An 18,264-nucleotide genomic window follows, 5' to 3' on the forward strand; every position below is an offset into this window, starting at 1 on the left:
GGAAAAATGCTCGGAATAAAAGATTCACATATCCAAAATATGAGAGAAACTTCAGAAGAATATGTATTACATGTGATGGTGCCGGTAAAACCTCATGTTTGTCCTAATTGCCATAAGGAAACAACGCGTATAAAAGGCTATACACATCGTACAATCCGCCACACTACAACCAATGAAAAGCCGATTCGCCTTATCTATCGTCAACGCCGGTATAGCTGCACTTGCGGACGCACGTTTAATGAAAAAACAGAGTTCTCTACGCGCTATCTTAGGACTACCCCCCGACTACGAGAAGTGGTCATTACTGAATTGTCAGAGGTAAAATCTCTAACAGCAGTTGCTAAACATTGTCATATTAGCGTAACTCAAGTTATTCGCATTTTTAAGGAAATTAACTATAGCCGGCCCAAGACATTACCTTCGGTATTATCTATTGATGAATTTAAAGGCAATGCAGCCGGCCAAAAATACCAGGTCATCCTTACCGATCCTACTGACCATAAAATACTGGATATTCTGCCTAAACGAGATACAGTCAAGCTAATACAGTACTTTTTGCAATTCCCAAGACACGTACGAAACAACGTAAAATACATCACAATGGACATGTCCCTCCAATTCCGCTCCGTCATGAAGCAATGCTTCCCTAAAGCTCATATTGTTGCTGACAGATTCCACTTAATCCGGCTGGTGACCTTTGCCCTTGAGCGAGTGCGTAAAGCTGAGCAAAATACTTTAACTAATGCAAGCCGAACCTTCAAAACGAATAAGCGAATATTGACTAAACATTTTAAGGATTTAACTGACAATGAATATGCAAAACTGATGGATATGTTTCACTATTCATCGAGATTACACCGTGCCTATATGCTAAAATATACCTTCCATACAGTGTTGAAATTTAAACGGAGGCGCGATATTCTAAGGTCCATAAATGAATGGCTTTCATTAGTTTTTGACTCTGAACTATCTGAATTTCAATCCCTCTTAAAAACGTTCTCCTCTTGGAGCGACGAAATTATTAATGCCTTAACCTTACCATATTCAAACGGCTTTACCGAGGGTTGCAACAACAAAATTAAAGTTTTAAAACGTTGCTCTTTTGGGATACGGAACTTCCACTACTTCCGAAACCGGATTTTATTCATCAATGCAAGAAAAGGACACGCAACAGTTATGTCGCATGTCCTTCCTCAAAGTGCATAGACTCTTTAGCGCCCCAAAATTTGACAAAGAGCCACAAAAAACCGTGAATATTACCCAAAAGGATAAATATTCACGGTTTAAATTGCTTAAAGCGTGTTCACAAAGTATGTGACACAAATTCTTTCTCAGTCCTTACATTATCTGTAAGACATCAGTGCAACAATTAGAAGTTGTAACCGATACCGGCATGGAAGCCTTTAGCCGTTACGTTAGCATCATCTACACTGTATTTATCGTATTGATAGTATACGCTGAGATCGAATTCAGGATTCAATGCATAAGTAGCACCAACTTGGAATGTACGTTTAATATCGTTACCGAAACCTACTTTAGCAAAGCCGTCGATACGATCTGTCAATGGCATATGACCGATTACACCGGCTTGTAAACCTGTTTCATGATCGCCGGCAGCTTTAATGTAAGTACCGCCAACATAAGCATTGAAATTAGGATGGAAATCATAAACTGCATTTAATTGATGATCTTTAATGTCGCTACGGTCATCAAGATTAATTTTGTTAAAGGAATACTGCAAAGCCCATTTGTCAGTTAAACCGGTCTGTAAGTTAACGCCGAAACCGTCAGCATGACCGCTTTCACCGGTTACACTCTGGGAGAAGCTGTATTCAACACCAATCTTGCTGTCACCTTCGTTAATGTCTGTTACAGGCACAGCAGCTGCGAAGGCAGCACCTGTTAACATTGTAGCAGCTAAAGTAGCAACTAACACTTTCTTGTTCATAGAATTACCTCCTCTGTACACACATACACGCTTAGCAACCAACTTAGCGTTTCATAAATGTAGGGATTTCAGGGCCTACACCGAATGGAGATTTGACAGCACCTGTTTTAGGTTGTGCGCCGAAGCCCGTAGCTACAACAGTAATCTGTACACGATCTCCTAAGTTTTCATCTATAACGGAACCGAAGATAATATTAGCTTCAGGATCCGCTGCTTCGGAAATGATTTCAGCCGCTTCGTTGATTTCGAACAAGCTCAAATCACCGCTACCGGTAATATTCAAGAGAATGCCTTTGGCACCTTCGATGGAAGTTTCCAACAATGGGCTGTTAATGGCCATTTTGGCAGCGTCAACAGCGCGGTTTTCACCTTCGCCAATACCGATACCCATAAGAGCTTCGCCTTGGTTAGTCATGATAGTTTTAACGTCAGCGAAGTCAAGGTTAATAAGACCAGGTACGGTAATCAAATCGGAAATCCCCTTGATACCTTGACGAAGCACGTCATCAGCTGTACGGAAAGCTTCGTTCAAAGGAGTTTTCTTATCAACAACTTGTAATAATTTATCATTAGGAATTACGATAATGGTATCCACTTTGCTGGTAAGCATTTCAATACCTTTATCAGCCTGGTTTTTACGACGTTTACCTTCAAATGTGAACGGTTTAGTTACTACGCCAACAGTTAAGGCGCCCATTTCACGTGCACATTCAGCTACGATAGGAGCCGCACCGGTACCGGTACCGCCACCCATGCCTGCGGTTACAAAGACCATGTCGGAACCTGAAAGGGCTTTTGTAATTTCTTCACGACTTTCTTGGGCTGCTTCTTCGCCAACCTGAGGGTTAGCACCGGCGCCAAGACCTTTAGTCAATTTTTCACCTAATTGAATTTTTATATCTGCTTTAGAATTATCCAAAGCTTGTGTTTCTGTATTAGCTACAAGGAAATCTACACCTTGAAGACCACTGTCAATCATACGATTTACGGCGTTACTTCCGCCGCCACCAACACCAATAACTTTAATATTTGCGAATTCCGACATTTACGTTCCTCCTCCTGTTGCCCGTAAAATTTATATGCCCTTTATTTCAAACAACATGATTATGTTCAATACTATTATAACTAGTTTCATTTCATTTTACACTATTTTTTTTATTTTTTCTACTCTTTTACAATAAAGTATACCTTATTTTGTGCGTCTTGACAAAAGCAAACGTCGAATGGCTGCGGTATTTTGAAATAAACGCAAACCAAAGCTGATGAGTGCTACATAATAAAGGTCAATGCCCACAAAATTTCCCAGGAATACCAAGAGTGCGGCCAATAGTGAATTGGAAAAGAACCCGGTCAGAAATATCGACAAATTAAATATTCGTTCCAAAGCGGCACGAGTGCCACCAAATACACTGTCCAAAGCGGCCAACAAAGCTACCGATGTATACTTGGCATACACCGGCGGGATTTCAAGCGGTGACATTACACCGATAATAATACCCACTACCAAGCCTCCGACGATAAATAAGTACATCATTATTTTTTATCGCCTCCTTGCTTGACTACCTTTAAATGTTCTTCTTTAAAAGTACCGTTAAAAGCTGGCACAATCATCTGATCTACTTCCTGAATCTTCAGTTCAATGCCCCAATACTTCAAAGACTCAACCACACCGCCACGCATGGTGAGCGCTGCGGATAAAGTCTTCGGATCCCCGATTGCCTTAATTACAAAGGGCGGTCCAAACACCTTACCGTTAACCATGACCGTCGGTCCCGCACAGCGAACTTCCGATGTGCCGGTTAACCGCTGGTCGTTAACCGCAATGGCCTCTGCCCCACCGGCTCGTAATTCATTCAGAACACGCAAAAGGTCTTCGTCATGAATTAAGTATAGGTTCGGGTTCTCATTGTCTTTTACCGGTATTTTACTGTCATTAATAGTGATTATCACACCGGGTCCGGTCACATCTGTAAGGCCGGCCCGTTGCTTCAATAAATTGATGTCGCTGACCACACTGGCCGACGCATCACCTTTTTGTATTTTTTCTAATTGTTGCCGCAGCTCATCACGTTCTTTTTCTGCCGCGGTCAGTTCACGTGCTAAATCTCCTGTTCGCTGCAAATGAATATTGCTTTCCGCTATGCTTTGCGTCATTTTATATTGACCAACCAACATAATCCCCAGCAACATGCTTACAGCCGCTATTGCCCAACGACCTTGCTTTAACATGCTTCCTCTTCCATTATTCCCTTAAGGCGTCTTAATAAACGGCGCCTTTACATTGACATCCAAATATTGTGCTGCCACACCGCGAGCCTTCACATCACGCAGCATATTTTCAGATAAAGGCCCTTTTTTATCCATATCCGATGTATCGCCTAAATGAAGCGGCAATCCATCTACCGTATAAGCAATTAACTGATTAACATCACCTACATTAATTTCGGCAATCTCTTTACGACCTTCATCGCTTAATGAGTTCAAATACGACAAAGCCCCTTTAATGACCGGCGTATCAATTGTATCACCTAATAATACATTGCCCAGTTTGATACCGGAGATAATCGTAGCTGACGTATCTTCGATGGCCGGGCCAATATTAATAACTTGACCTTTCGCATCCAAGGTGGCAAAACCGAACTGCGTCGCCACTACCGCCGCCGGCCGACGTTCTGTTACATTCACTTGTAAAGTAAGCGGCAATACATACGTTACTTTAACTGAGTCTACCCGCAAATCATGCTGCAACCGTTCTTCTAATTGGCCGGCATTAATCTGCAACAGGTTAATCGGATACCGTATATTACCGGCCGCCATCACATCTGATACAGTTACATTTTTACTACCCGTCACTGTTATTGTGCCAAACGGAATCGGCAAAATAAATAAAAGCAACCATAGTAATAATAAGCCACCGCCGATTAAAACAACGCGACGACGCCATGCATGAGGATGTTTCGGTGGCTCCGGCGGTTCGCCACCATCGCGATAATACCCGTTTTCACCATTACCGTCCGGTGATGAATAGGCACCATCAAAATCATATAAAGGTCGATTCGCCCCACTGTGGTTCCTTGGCGAATGTACCGATTGTTGCTCCCCATGGTAATTCGGCGAAGAATAGCCCCCCGATGATTGTTCACCGGGCGGTCCGAATGTGGCCGTTGGATTTGGTTTTACTGCCTCCACCGGACCGGAATATGGCCGATTATCTCTATTCATCTCAGTATCTCCAGTTTACTTAAAACTTACCTAAACCGGCGGTGAGCAGAATTTTTTCACATAAGGTAGGGAAATCCATCCCCATAGCTTTAGCGGATTTTGGTACCAAGGAGGTCGCCGTCATGCCCGGAATCGTATTATATTCCAACACAAACGCTTCCCCTGCCTTATTGGTCATGAAGTCGATGCGAATTACGCCGGAGCATTGTAATTCACGATATACAGTTTCACCGATAGCCTGTAGTTTTTTAGTTAATGCTTCATCAATCGGAGCCGGTACCAAATAATCGGTAGCGCCGGTCGTATATTTTGAAGTGTAATCATATTCACCGGAATGTGGTCTGATTTCGATAACCGGTAAGGCTTTGCCTTCCAATACGGGAACTGTAAATTCATGACCGTCCAAATACTGTTCTACCACCAAAATATTATCATATACGAGCGCTTCTTTTACACCTGCCGTAAGTTCGCTATCGTCACGTACAATAGTTACGCCTATGCTGGAACCTTGGGTAGCCGGTTTCAAAACAACCGGTAATGTAAAGTTAGCTTTAATATCTGCAACAATATCAGCTTCATTTTGTGCTGCTGCATTATAAGATTTTGCTGCAGCCGTCGGGATACCGGCGCCTACAAACACATCTTTACTGATTTTTTTATTCATGCCTACGGCTTGCGCCATAACACCGGAACCGGTATACGGAATGCCGGCCATTTCAAGTAAGCCTTGAAGCGCTCCGTCTTCACCGAACTTGCCGTGCAATGCATTGAATACGATTTCGCCGCCTAATGCTTTAATATCGGCTAACAATTGTTCCGGTACCAATTCCAAAGTTTGAGCATCATACCCTAAACTACATAACGCTTCCGCAATAGCTGCACCGGTTCGACGAGATACCTCTGCTTCTTTAGAAGGACCACCCATTAATACGATAATTTTTTTATTTTTCATGATTATTCCTCTTCCAATGCTGCCAATAATTTAGGTCCGTATTGACTAATGCTGCCGGCGCCCATAGTAATTACCAAATCATCAGGTTGTAAAATTTGTTTTACCGTTTGCGGCACATCATTTACGTCCGCAATATAATGAACATCCTGACCGGTAGTAGCTTTCACCATATCCGGGATGGAATGGCCGTCAATACCGGCAATCGGATCTTCACCGGCACTGTAAATATCGGTAATAAATAATACGTCCGCATTCACAAAAGCTTTACCGAATTCTTTTAACAATAAATTAGTACGGGTAAAACGATGTGGTTGGAATACGCAAACTACGCGATGTGATTCCAAAGCTTTGGCCGCACTCAAAGTAGCTGCAATTTCTGTCGGATGATGTGCATAATCATCAACTACCCATATGCCCTTAACATGACCTTTCGTTTCAAAACGACGTTTAGCACCTGTAAATTTAGCTAATGCGGCCACAACTACGTCGGCCGGAATGCCACAATCCGTAGCCATAACAAAAGCGCCCAAGGAATTTAACGCATTATGCGTACCCGGCACTTTAAGGCGAATAGTGGCAATCACTTCATCACCCTTCATGGCTTCATAAACCAAAATACCTTTTTCATAATGAATATTGCGAGCCCTGTAATCATTGTCTTCGCCGAGACCATACGTTACGAAATGACGATCTACACGGGGCATCACTTTCTGAATCGACGGATTATCGCCACAGACAACGGCTTTACCGTCCTTAAGTAATTTACCGACAAACTCACAGAAAGCATCCAATAAATGCTCCATCGTACCGTAGTGGTCCATATGGTCATTTTCAATATTGGTAATAACGATGGCCTTCGGATTCAATTTTAAAAACGAACCGTCACTTTCATCGGCTTCGGCGATGCTGTATTCACCGCGGCCCCACTGACTGCTGCCGCCCAAATAATCGACTTCACCGCCGATAATAACCGTCGGATCTAGGCCGGCTTCCACAAAAATCTGCCCCAGCATAGAGGTAGTCGTGGTTTTGCCGTGCGCACCGGCGACGGCAATGCCCTTTGTTATATCCAACACGGCTTTAACGATATCGGAGCGATGTAAAATAGGAATCTGTAATTCGTGAGCCGCCATAAGTTCCGGATTATCTGCGTGAATAGCCGTAGAACGAACAACCGCATCAACCCCTTTTACATAGTCCGCATTGTGACCGATATGAATGGTGGCGCCCATTTTACGGAAACGCTCTGTCACGGCTGACTCCTGAATATCGGAACCGGATACTTCAAACCCCTGACTGATTAAAATGTTGGCAATGGCTCGCATACCTGAGCCGGCAATGCCGATAAGATGTATTTTATGAATACCATTTAACATGGTGCAATCTCTCCTTATTCCTTACTTTGCAATTTCCAGCGCTAATTGGGCTATATCGTGAGCCGCCGCCGGTTTACCCAACGTCTTGGCTGCCGCCGACATATGCCCCAATTCATGCGGATTGTTCATGAAGAATTCGATTTCACCAATCAAATCTTTACCTTGTAACATTTTATCCACAATCATACGAGCCGCTCCGGCACTTACCAACGCCCGCGCATTATACGTTTGATGATCTTCCGCCGCATACGGGTACGGAATTAAAATTGACGGAATGCCTCGCACCGTAAGTTCCGCAAGACCAACGGCGCCGGCACGAAATACAGCTAAATCGGCAGCCGCCAAGGCTTTCGGCATTTCATGCAAATACGGCAAAATTATTGATGAATCACTGTAGGCCTCACCGTCTTTAATATGCAATGCTTCAAGGACCCGATCATACTCACCGGACCCGGTTACATGAATCAATTTAATGCCTTTACGGTTTTTAAAATACTCATGTACTTCAATCATGGCTGTATTAATACTGCGTGCCCCACGTGAGCCGCCGGCAATAAGTACGGCAAACTCATCATCTTTTAAGTTAAAAAACTCACGCCCTTCCGCTCGGGTATCCACCAATACTTCCGGACGCACCGGATTACCGGTATAGACAAGTCGCTTTGCTTTAGGAAATGCTTTTTTTGCATCTTCAAAACCAACCGCTACTACATCGACAAAACGGCTCAGGATTTTATTCGTAATACCGCCGATGGTATTTTGTTCCTGAATAAGAGTCGGCACATTCCGCAGTGCTGCGGCCAACAAAATCGGACCGCACACATAACCGCCCGTACCGATTACAATATCCGGTTTAAACTCCGAAATAATGCGCGCGGCCTGCCACAAAGAACTAAGCGTTTTGCCCAAGGTCACCAATGCATGCCATGACAAATTACGATTTAAACCTTCTACCGGCAATGTTTTAAAAGGAATTCCCTCTTTAGGCACCAAGGTAGCTTCGAGGCCTTTATCGGTCCCGATATATAAGAATTCAGCCTCCGTCATAGCGGCTATTTCTTTATAAATGGTAATGGCAGGATAAATGTGACCACCCGTGCCACCTCCTGAAATAATTATACGCTTCATGACTAAGACCCCTTCTTATTAGCCAACATATCAGCTAATGCATATACTTCATTTTTAAAATCATCGCCTCGTTCTTCAAAACAATGATACCAGTCAAAACTGGAGCATGCGGGCGACAATAAAACCACATCACCCGGTTTCGCCAATTCATGACCTTTCGCTACCGCTTCGGCCATAGAACGGACGCGCACAATGTCTTCAACACCGGCCGCTTTAGCGGATTCTTCAAAACGCGCTGCCGCATCACCCATGAGGACTAACGCTTTGGCATGTTTTTTGACCATGTTCATAAAATCGGTTAAATCCGTCATCTTATCATAGCCACCGGCCAACAAAATAACGGGCTCCTTAAATGATTCCAATGCTTTAATGGCAGAATCTGTATTGGTTGCCTTCGAATCATTAAAATAAGTAGCTCCATCGATAACCGTAACCCGTTCCAGACGATGCTCTACAGCCTTAAAATTAGCGATTACATCATGCAGTTGTGTTGCGGTAATACCTAAATCATAAGCCAAAGCAATGACTGCCAAAATATTTTCAATATTATGTCGGCCCGGCAAATGAATATCCGCCGTGCTGATAACAGCTTCCGCTTCATTATTACGAACGGCAAACAACTGATTATCCGCAAAATACGCTCCATCCGTCACACCATGTTCCTGACTGATGCAAAGTACTTTGCCCGGTACGCGCGGTACCATCCCCGCCACTAACGGATCGTCCATATTGAGGACGGTTCGCTCCTTCGATGTTTGTTGCTTAAAAACATTCTCTTTAGCCGCCTGATAAGCTTCCATGGTTTTATGGCGCTGTAAGTGGTCCGGCGTAATATTCAACATGATGGCACCCAATGGTTTAAATGTTTTTACCGTTTCCAATTGATAGCTGGAAACTTCTGCCACCAAATAACCATCCGCCGGAATTTCATAGGCTGCTTCACTCAATGAATCGCCAATATTACCGCCCACCATTACAGGACGACCGGTTTGTTTCATGACTTCGCCCAATAATGTAGTAGTCGTAGTTTTGCCATTTGTACCAGTAATAGCGAGAATAGGTGCTTTGGAAATGTCATAGGCCACTTCCACTTCGCCTACAATATCCATGTCCCGTTTAGCCGCTTCCACTAAAATAGGAATGGTAAGAGCAATCCCCGGTGAAACTACAATACGATCAACAGCCGCCAATAATTCATTATTCTGGCGGCCGGTAATAACGGTTACATGAGCCTCCTCCAATAGTGCCTTTTCAGCCGATGTAAACGCAACTTCTTTATAATCGTTTAAAGTAACGTCAGCCCCCATTAATCCCAACACATGAGCGGCACCGATACCGCTCCGACCTGCGCCTAACACTAAAATTCGTTTACCCTTGTACTCCATGATTACGCCTACCTATCGCATTACATAAATTAACAAACCACATACGGCAAACAAGCAACTGCCAAGCCAAAAACGGCTTACCACTTTTTGCTCACTCCAACCGGACAATTCAAAATGATGATGAATCGGACTCATTTTGAAAACGCGTACACCACGTGTTTTAAAGGATACTACCTGAATAATAACGGACAATGCTTCCATTACGAAAATGCCGCCGATAATGATGAGCAATAATTCCGTTTTAGTTAAAATAGCCATGCCCGCAAAGGCACCGCCCAATGCCAAGGAACCGGTATCACCCATGAACACCTTAGCCGGGTTGGAGTTGAAATATAAGAACCCCAGTACGGCACCGCAAAGAGCAATACCGAAGAAGGACACACTCGGCTGTAACGCCAGCATACCGATAACGGTATAAGCAATAGCCGCAGCTGCCGACGTACCGGCTGCCAAACCGTCAAGGCCGTCCGTCAAGTTAACCGCATTCGTAGTCCCCACAATAATGATAAATACCAATACATAGTACATCATGCCTAAATCGAAGGTAGTATTTACAAACGGAACCCAGACGGTGGTAGGAATTACCATCACTTCCGTTGCAATATAGCAGAATACGGCAGACATAATAATCTGTCCCAATAATTTCTGTTTAGCCGTAAGACCTAAATTACGTTTTTTCACGGACTTAATAAAATCATCTAAGAAGCCCAACAGGCCATGACCTAATGTCAAAAACAACAATACCCACGTAGCCATTTGAAACGGTGCAAATACAAGAACTGTTATCACCATAGCCAAAAGCATGAAAATACCACCCATCGTCGGGGTGCCCGCCTTAGCTAAATGGGCTTGCGGTCCGTCTTCGCGTATGCTTTGTTGTGCATGTAACTGCCGTAACAACGGTATTCCTATTTTTCCGAGTATTAACGTTATTACCAAGGAAGTAATAAACGCGAATAATAATTGCATGGTCATTCGAACTATCGCTCCTTACATTACGGCCTTTATGAAGCCGATTAACTCACTATTTTTACATGGTTTTACAGATGTTGTTATCTGCTTTAGCTTTATAGAAAAACAAAGCCGCTATCTATGGTAGTACATATAAGGCTGTAATGCAAATATAATTCTCGTTTTTTTGAAAAACTTCGGCTACAAACTACCACAACCGGACAAACGTCTTTACTGAGGTGCTTAACGGTCATTGCCAAGGCACTTTACGGTCTTACTTTACGTTCTTCCTTATCATAATTCTTACTGTTTATTGAAGTGCCTCACGGTCTTCAAATTCATTGACTACCCGTTCCATACGAAGGCCACGGGAGCCTTTAACCAAAATAACATCACCTTTAGCGCGCACATCACAATATACATTAACCATATCTAAATGGCTGTCGCAAATTTTAGCTATGCGAATGCCTGCCGCTTTTGCTTCACGAGCAATAAATTTTGCGGCCTCACCAAAAGTATATACTTGATCGTAACCTTCTGCCACCAGTAAACGACCGATTTCACGATGATGTTCTTCGGAAAACTCACCTAACTCCAACATATCACCGAGCATGGCAATTTTTCGTTTACCGTCGAGCTGTCCCAAGGCTTTAATCGATTCCGCCATGGACATAGGATTGGCATTATAGGCGTCATTGAGGACAACGAAGTCACCAAAGGAAACAATTTCCTGGCGCATCGGCATACCTTTAAAAGAACCCAATGCCTTAGCAATTTTCTGTGAAGATACACCTAAGGAACGGCCTACCGCAATAGCGGCCAGCGCGTCATATACATTGTGTTCCCCAATCATCGGCAAGAATACATCAAATACTTCATCAAAACTGCGGCAAGTAAATTTAATGCCGTCTTTTTTATAGCGCAATTTAAAGCCTGAAATAGTCGCTTTTTCTTTGATGCCGTAATAGATGATTTTACCTTTCGTTAAATTCCCCATCTGACGAACAAATTCATCATCTTCATTTAAAATAGCTGTTCCGTCAACCGGAATATGTTGAATCAATTCGCTCTTGGCTTTCGCTATGTTTTCACGAGAGCCTAAAAGTTCAATATGACTATTCCCTACATTCGTAATCACACCTACCGTCGGTTCGGCGATGCGAGCCAATTCATCAATTTGACCGAGCCCGCGCATCCCCATTTCCACCACACAGGCTTCATGGTCGGCTGTAAGTTGCAACAATGTTTTTGGCAAACCGATTTCATTGTTAAAGTTCTTTTCTGTTTTCAGAACATTAAACTTACTGCCCAGTACAGCGGCAATCATTTCCTTCGTCGTAGTTTTACCGGATGAGCCGGTAACAGCAACTACGGGAATATCAAAACGACGGCGATGATAATTAGCTAATTGCTGATACGCCAATAGCGGTGACGCTACTTCAATGCAGATGAGATCGTTGGCAGTATGCCCCGGTTTTACCAAGGCACCGAGCGCTCCGTTAGCCCGGGCTTGCGGCAAAAAATCATGCCCGTCAAAAGTGTCACCCGTCAAAGCAACAAATAGCGAACCTTCTTCAATGGTACGTGTATCGGTGGATACATTAGTAAATACTGTTGTTTCACTTGCTTTCCCGTTGTAGGTACCGCCTGTTACGGTCAACACCTCCCGGAGCGTAAACTCTGCCATTTTTATCTCTCCTTTAATGCTTCGCGGGCTACTTCCCGATCGTCAAAATGAATCGTTTTATCTTTTAAAATCTGATAATCTTCATGGCCCTTGCCGGCGATGATTACCACATCACCTGCTTTGGCATCTTTGATAGCGGCATGAATGGCGCTGCGGCGATCCGTAATAACGGAATATACCGAACCTTCCCGCAAGCCTTCTTTTACACCCTCTGCCACTTGAGCCACTATTTTTTTAGGATCTTCCGTACGCGGATTATCGGAAGTTACGAAGATTTCATCACCATACTGCGCAGCAATGCGGCCCATAATCGGACGCTTCGTGGCATCACGGTCACCACCGCAACCAAATACTACGAGAATGTGACGCTCCACAATTTTTTGAGCAGTTTGCAGGATATTTTCCAAACCGTCCGGTGTATGCGCATAATCCACAACAACAGCGAACGGCTGACCTTCTTCTACCAACTCAAAACGTCCCGGTACGGCCGTGAAATCACTCAACGCTTCAATAATGGCTTCCATCTTCACGCCTTCAAAGAGACAAGCACCGATGGCCGCCAAGGTGTTATACACATTGAAAAGACCGGTAATACGCATGTGAATCGGATATTCTTTACCTTCATACACAATATCATAGGCGCTCGTCTTAGCCGTTATGGTAAGGTTTTCACCTTCCAAGGTACCTTTCCCTTTAGTACCGTACGTAATGAGCGGTGCGGAGTTCTTTGTCATAACGCGTTCACCGTGAGGATCATCGATATTAATGACAGCCCCTTTATTTTGCTTATGTTGATTTGGCGCACTTACCTGTTCAAACAATTTACATTTGGCCGCCAAGTAATTTTCAAAGGTTTTATGGAAATCGAGATGGTCTTGTGTCAAATTTGTGAAAACGGCTGTATCGTATTCCACGCCGGCCACTCGGTTGAGCGCCAAAGCGTGCGATGATACTTCCATGATACAATGCGTTACCCCTTCAGCCACCATTTGGCTCAAAATGTGTTGCAAGTCAACCACATCCGGGGTCGTATTGTGAATCGGATAGGTTTTATCCCCAATAACTACGTGAACCGTACCGATGATCCCCACTTTATACCCCTGAGCTCGCAAGATGTGGCCGATAATATGGGTCGTTGTAGTTTTACCGTTTGTACCGGTTACCCCAATCATACGCATTTTACAACCGGGATAGTCATAAAAAAACGGTACACATTGCTGCATAGCGATTCGTGTATCGTCAACAGTCAGTACACTTACCGCAGCCGGCACATCGATCGGTTCTGACGCCAATATAGCTACCGCCCCGGCTTCAACGGCTTTTTGTACATAATCATGACCATTTACATGAGCACCGGTTAGGCAGATAAATAAACTGCCTTGTTTTACTTCTCGCGAATCCGCCGTAATATGGCTGATAACAGTATCGGTAGCTCCTTTGACGCTTACGCCGCTTATCACATTTATTAATTCTTGTACTGTTTTCACAACATTTCCTCCATCTCAAACAAGGAAAGCAGCTCACTTCCGGAGCTGCCTCATACCGTAGTTTAGTCCCTGATGCGTGCTGTTACTTTCACATCACGTTCTACAGTAGTACCTTTGCTGTTGTACACAAAAGCATCGGGCAAAACCATTCCCAATTTATCTTGCGCAATCTGCTGAATCCGTGTAGGCGACTTCAATTCCGCTACTTCCAGACTCAACTCTTCATTATCTCTGGTCAATTGAACAACCTGTTGTTGCATGCTTACCAATTCATAACCGGCACCGGCTTTCACCACACGGCCTCCCAAAACGGTAGCCCCTACAACGCCAACCATGGCTAATAACACTAAAATCTGTTTCAATTCCGGCGACGCGTTACTAAATACACCAACCTGCTTCGCTCGACGTGTTTTAGTTGGTATATATGGTCTCGCCGTCGGTTGTGCAACGCGTACACCGACTGTCTTTCTCGCTAACATATAATCAACCCCCCGTTATCTATACCTTTTCGGCTACCCGTAACTTGGCGCTCCGCGCTCGCGGGTTCGCTGTTACTTCCTCATTGCCCGGCTCAATCGCCTTATTTCTTGCTTTTACGACTGCCACATGATGGCAAACACAAACCGGCAGTTCCGGCGGACAAATACAACCGGTACTCAATTCCTTAAAGGTTTGCTTCGTAATTCTATCTTCTAATGAGTGGAATGTAATAACACCGATACGACCGCCCGGTTTTAATAAATCCACTGCATCTTTAAAACTGTCTTTTAAAATAGCCAACTCCTGATTCACTTCAATGCGAATCGCCTGAAATGTTCGTTTAGCCGGATGCGGACCTTCACGGCGTGCCCCGGCGGGAATGGCCTGTTTGATAATTTTGGTTAATTCACCGGTGGTAGTAATCGGTTTTTCAGAACGAGCCGCTACTATGAATTGTGCAATTCGTTTCGCCCATCGTTCTTCCCCATAATCCTGAATGATTCGCACCAAGTCAGCTTCACTGTAGCCATTGACTATATCCGCAGCCGTCAAGTTCCCCTGCCTATCCATGCGCATGTCCAAAGGACCGTCCTGCATATAGGAGAAACCTCGTTCCGCTGTGTCCAGCTGATAACTTGAAACGCCTAAATCAAAGATAAATCCGTCTACCTCCGTAATGCCGCGGCTCGTAAGGGCCGTTTTCAAATCTTTGAAATTAGTGGGAATCGTCATAACTCGGCATTTTAAATCAGCCAGTCGTTCCGTCGCGGTCGCCAGCGCCACTTCATCTTGATCGAGTCCGATGAGTAAGCCGTCAGCGGCCAATTGCTCGCCTAGCGCATGAGCATGACCGGCTCCGCCTAACGTGCAATCCACGTAAATCCCATGGGGATTTGTTAATACAGCGTTTACTGTTTCGTTAAGCAATACGCTTACATGATGAAATTCCATGGGTCCGCTCCTTTCCGACTTCGAAATTATGTTTTCACCCTTAATCAAACATTCACTATATCGCTATAGTATTGCATTACTTCGTAATAAATAGCCAAAATACTTCCATTTTTACCATACAGCTTCAACATTCAATCTTAAATTGCAGCTTAAATTACAAGAAGAAGTCTTCCATGTTTTCTGATAATTGTTCCATATTATCATCCATGTCTTCCTGGTAAGCCAACCAATGTTCACGGTTCCAAATTTCTACGTGATCCCCGATACCGAGTACCATTACTTCTTTTTGAAGTTTGGCAAATTCACGCAGTGTAGCCGGCACCAAAATACGACCTTGACGATCGAATTCCAACTCGGTGGCATTGGCAAAAAGTTGACGTTTAAGCCCACGAACACCGGCTTTGTTGTTCGGTTGCTTCATCATCTGCATAGCCTTGGCGGTAAATACTTCGGTCGTATAAATGGCGAGACAATTATCGTAGCTCTTGGACATAATACAGGTTTCGCCTAATTGTTCGCGTAATTTTGCGGGAATAATCAAGCGCCCCTTCGTATCAATGGTATGTGAATATTCACCCATGAACATCATTGTCTCACCTCCTTTTACACTTTCCCTATCTTATCTACCACTATATGGTAAATTCTACCACATTCCCCCACTTAATAACAATAAAATCTGCAAATTTTAGCGAAATTTAGCAAAAAAATCTTTTAACCAAACATTTAATCGCAAATTGGCGCTACCACAACGATTTTTTGTTCCCTCTTTTAGTCGATATGTGCGAAGAAATAAGGCTTTAATTTTTGAGCCCCTCCACTTCACACCACCACAACTAAAAAATCATTAACAAACACCACTTTTTGCCACCGATTATTTTCAAAACTTTCAGCACCTGATAAAAATCCCCCACTTTTTGGGATACAGCAGCCCCCACTTTTTGGGATACGGCAGCCTCCACTTTTTGGGATACGGCAGCCTCCACTTTTTGGGATACAGCAGGGACCACTATTTGATCCTCTAAAATCTCCATATTCGGTGCACCGACTCTTTTGAGTACGCCAACTCCTAAAACAGAAAGACTATAGTTTTCAGTATTCCTTTACTTCATACGATTGCAGTCTTTTTTCATCATTTATGATAATTATCTATATCAGTCAAAAATAATGCTTGCATCTGCTATACTATACTTAGACAGATAAAAGGATTAAATTAAGCCCCTTACATGCTTACTGATAGAAAGGACTAATTCTATGAGCATAGAGAAAACCCCTCATACGACTCACGGCTCACGCTCTCACGGAACTACACGGTCGCGCAGTCATCAACATCAAATAAAACATGATAAACACTGCTCCCGAGGTCCTTCGGAGTTTCAAATTATGTGCGAACCTTTTGTAGCCATTCACCGCAAAATGGAACTCCTCCTTGATTACGGTCAGTTGCTCATGCAAAACGGCGCTAACACCAATCACATTCAACGTGATATGATGCGCGCCGCCTCTTACATGGGCATTCCACCTCAATTTGTTCATATTCACATAACCTATATGACCTTAATGTTGAATATAAATGACGAAAAACACTCGTATACGGTTTTTCGCAAAACACCGTTACACGGTGTGAATATGACCATTCTTTCAACCCTTTCTAAATTAACCTGGAAGGCCATTGAAAATAATTACAGTCTTGATGAATTCGAAGATCATTTGAAAACGATTAAGGCCGCACCGCCTAAATATCCGACGCCCCTACTCGGTCTGGCAGCGGGTCTTGCGTGCGGTGCTTTCAGCATTTTATTCGGTGCCACTTGGTTAGCCGCTTTAGTAACCGTCATCTGTGCGGTCATCGGTTTTATAACCCGCTACATTTGTCATCACTATCAAATCAACTTTTATTTTGGCATCGTAGCGGCCTCCTTTGCCGCTACTTTTACAGCCAATCTGATTAATACAACCTTTGACTCAGGCAGCATCGTATATGCTATGGTCAGTTGTACCCTCTTTCTGATTCCCGGCGTTCCTCTGATCAACGCCGTAGACGATATGATTAATAACCATATTGTATCCGGAATGACCAGGGCCATGCATACGCTTTTAATTGTTAGCAGCATGTCCGTCGGTATCGCCATGGCTCTATATTTCGACCACGTCTCCACCTTTACCCACCTAAATATTACACCGGTTGTAGTAACACCGATTCAGGCCATCGCCGCTGCAATAGGTGCGGTAAGTTTTGCCACTATTTTTAATACACCGTATCGGCTGCTTTGGATAATCGCTATAGGCGGTACCATCAGCGTCATTACACGAAATATACTCATAGTTGATTTCGGTTTTACCATCGTTGGCGCCAGTTTTGTGGCATCCGCTATCATTGGTTTGCTAGCCTTAAAAACATATAAATTATTGCGAACGGCGCCTTTGATTTTATCTATTCCGTCCGTAATTCCGCTGATTCCGGGCGTACTCTTATATCGTTTCTTGTTCGGCTTACTGACTATTAATTCCCTTACACCGGATAACCTGCTATTCGCCTTGCGCAGCGGGATTACCGGGGTCTTCACAATAATTTGTATTGCCATCGGCGTAGCCATTGCCCATATTATTGCCAGAAGTTATTTGGATCGCAAAAAGGAGATTTCTTTGCACAAAGCGCTTCGCGAACGGCAGAAATCGCTCTCGGAATAAAAATTGCCC

The 18,264-nt window shown here is 43.8% G+C and carries 18 protein-coding genes; 2 read left to right on the top strand and 16 right to left on the bottom strand.

All coding sequences use genetic code 11. The features are described from left to right. The first annotated feature begins 39 nt into the window (after positions 1 to 39). The gene (locus tag CCC71_RS08340; RefSeq protein WP_296333430.1) at positions 40 to 1,206 is read left to right on the top strand and encodes an ISL3 family transposase; all 1,167 of its coding nucleotides are present in this window, start codon (positions 40 to 42) and stop codon (positions 1,204 to 1,206) included. Positions 1,207 to 1,369: 163 nt separating this feature from the next. Here the strand turns inward: CCC71_RS08340 and CCC71_RS08345 are convergent, their stop codons facing one another. The 16 genes from CCC71_RS08345 to CCC71_RS08420 form a co-directional block, all read right to left on the bottom strand. Beyond that, complete coding sequence (locus CCC71_RS08345; protein WP_226974292.1) at positions 1,370 to 1,948, bottom strand: outer membrane beta-barrel protein; 579 nt, start codon at positions 1,946 to 1,948, stop codon at positions 1,370 to 1,372. Between the two features lie 43 nt (positions 1,949 to 1,991). Next, positions 1,992 to 2,993: a cell division protein FtsZ gene (gene ftsZ / locus CCC71_RS08350; protein WP_021841487.1), complete on the bottom strand. Its 1,002-nt coding sequence runs from the start codon at positions 2,991 to 2,993 to the stop codon at positions 1,992 to 1,994. A 144-nt stretch (positions 2,994 to 3,137) separates the two neighbouring features. After that, positions 3,138 to 3,482, bottom strand: a complete 345-nt coding sequence (locus tag CCC71_RS08355; RefSeq protein WP_127058263.1) for a small basic family protein — start codon at positions 3,480 to 3,482, stop codon at positions 3,138 to 3,140. Continuing rightward, positions 3,482 to 4,177, bottom strand: a complete 696-nt coding sequence (locus CCC71_RS08360; RefSeq protein ID WP_021841485.1) for a DUF881 domain-containing protein — start codon at positions 4,175 to 4,177, stop codon at positions 3,482 to 3,484. The genes CCC71_RS08355 and CCC71_RS08360 overlap by 1 nt, the downstream gene beginning before the upstream one ends. A 21-nt stretch (positions 4,178 to 4,198) precedes the next feature. Further along, positions 4,199 to 5,170, bottom strand: a complete 972-nt coding sequence (locus CCC71_RS08365; RefSeq protein ID WP_226974291.1) for a cell division protein FtsQ/DivIB — start codon at positions 5,168 to 5,170, stop codon at positions 4,199 to 4,201. Positions 5,171 to 5,189: 19 nt separating this feature from the next. Then, complete coding sequence (locus tag CCC71_RS08370; RefSeq protein ID WP_021841483.1) at positions 5,190 to 6,122, bottom strand: D-alanine--D-alanine ligase; 933 nt, start codon at positions 6,120 to 6,122, stop codon at positions 5,190 to 5,192. Positions 6,123 to 6,124: 2 nt separating this feature from the next. Next, on the bottom strand, positions 6,125 to 7,498 hold the full coding sequence (gene murC, locus CCC71_RS08375) for a UDP-N-acetylmuramate--L-alanine ligase (RefSeq protein WP_296333433.1): 1,374 nt from the start codon (positions 7,496 to 7,498) through the stop codon (positions 6,125 to 6,127). A gap of 21 nt (positions 7,499 to 7,519) precedes the next feature. Further along, on the bottom strand, positions 7,520 to 8,626 hold the full coding sequence (gene murG, locus CCC71_RS08380) for an undecaprenyldiphospho-muramoylpentapeptide beta-N-acetylglucosaminyltransferase (RefSeq protein WP_226974290.1): 1,107 nt from the start codon (positions 8,624 to 8,626) through the stop codon (positions 7,520 to 7,522). A 2-nt stretch (positions 8,627 to 8,628) separates the two neighbouring features. Continuing rightward, positions 8,629 to 10,011, bottom strand: coding sequence for a UDP-N-acetylmuramoyl-L-alanine--D-glutamate ligase (murD, locus tag CCC71_RS08385; RefSeq protein ID WP_296333435.1), 1,383 nt, complete (start codon positions 10,009 to 10,011; stop codon positions 8,629 to 8,631). A 12-nt stretch (positions 10,012 to 10,023) separates the two neighbouring features. After that, positions 10,024 to 10,986, bottom strand: coding sequence for a phospho-N-acetylmuramoyl-pentapeptide-transferase (gene mraY / locus CCC71_RS08390; RefSeq protein WP_127058256.1), 963 nt, complete (start codon positions 10,984 to 10,986; stop codon positions 10,024 to 10,026). Between the two features lie 286 nt (positions 10,987 to 11,272). Next, a complete protein-coding gene (locus tag CCC71_RS08395; RefSeq protein ID WP_021841478.1) occupies positions 11,273 to 12,649 on the bottom strand; it encodes a UDP-N-acetylmuramoyl-tripeptide--D-alanyl-D-alanine ligase in 1,377 nt (458 codons plus the stop codon). A 2-nt stretch (positions 12,650 to 12,651) separates the two neighbouring features. After that, positions 12,652 to 14,136, bottom strand: a complete 1,485-nt coding sequence (locus tag CCC71_RS08400) for a UDP-N-acetylmuramoyl-L-alanyl-D-glutamate--2,6-diaminopimelate ligase (RefSeq protein ID WP_021841477.1) — start codon at positions 14,134 to 14,136, stop codon at positions 12,652 to 12,654. A 62-nt stretch (positions 14,137 to 14,198) separates the two neighbouring features. Then, positions 14,199 to 14,615: a septum formation initiator family protein gene (locus CCC71_RS08405; protein ID WP_021841476.1), complete on the bottom strand. Its 417-nt coding sequence runs from the start codon at positions 14,613 to 14,615 to the stop codon at positions 14,199 to 14,201. Between the two features lie 19 nt (positions 14,616 to 14,634). Further along, entirely contained in the window at positions 14,635 to 15,567 is a 933-nt protein-coding gene (rsmH, locus tag CCC71_RS08410) for a 16S rRNA (cytosine(1402)-N(4))-methyltransferase RsmH (RefSeq protein ID WP_021841475.1), read from the bottom strand. A 154-nt stretch (positions 15,568 to 15,721) separates the two neighbouring features. After that, positions 15,722 to 16,153 carry a division/cell wall cluster transcriptional repressor MraZ gene (gene mraZ, locus CCC71_RS08415; RefSeq protein ID WP_127058291.1) on the bottom strand — a complete coding sequence of 144 codons (432 nt, stop codon included), beginning with the start codon at positions 16,151 to 16,153 and terminating at the stop codon, positions 15,722 to 15,724. A 247-nt stretch (positions 16,154 to 16,400) separates the two neighbouring features. Beyond that, positions 16,401 to 16,598 carry a hypothetical protein gene (locus CCC71_RS08420; RefSeq protein WP_226974288.1) on the bottom strand — a complete coding sequence of 66 codons (198 nt, stop codon included), beginning with the start codon at positions 16,596 to 16,598 and terminating at the stop codon, positions 16,401 to 16,403. A gap of 349 nt (positions 16,599 to 16,947) precedes the next feature. On the opposite strand from CCC71_RS08420, the gene CCC71_RS08425 reads away from it, so the two are divergent. Beyond that, entirely contained in the window at positions 16,948 to 18,255 is a 1,308-nt protein-coding gene (locus tag CCC71_RS08425) for a threonine/serine exporter family protein (protein WP_226974287.1), read from the top strand. The last annotated feature ends 9 nt before the right edge of the window (positions 18,256 to 18,264 follow it).

This window comes from Veillonella sp. LMAG:90, from assembly GCF_008679445.1.
Classification (GTDB): Bacteria; Bacillota; Negativicutes; order Veillonellales; family Veillonellaceae; genus Veillonella_A.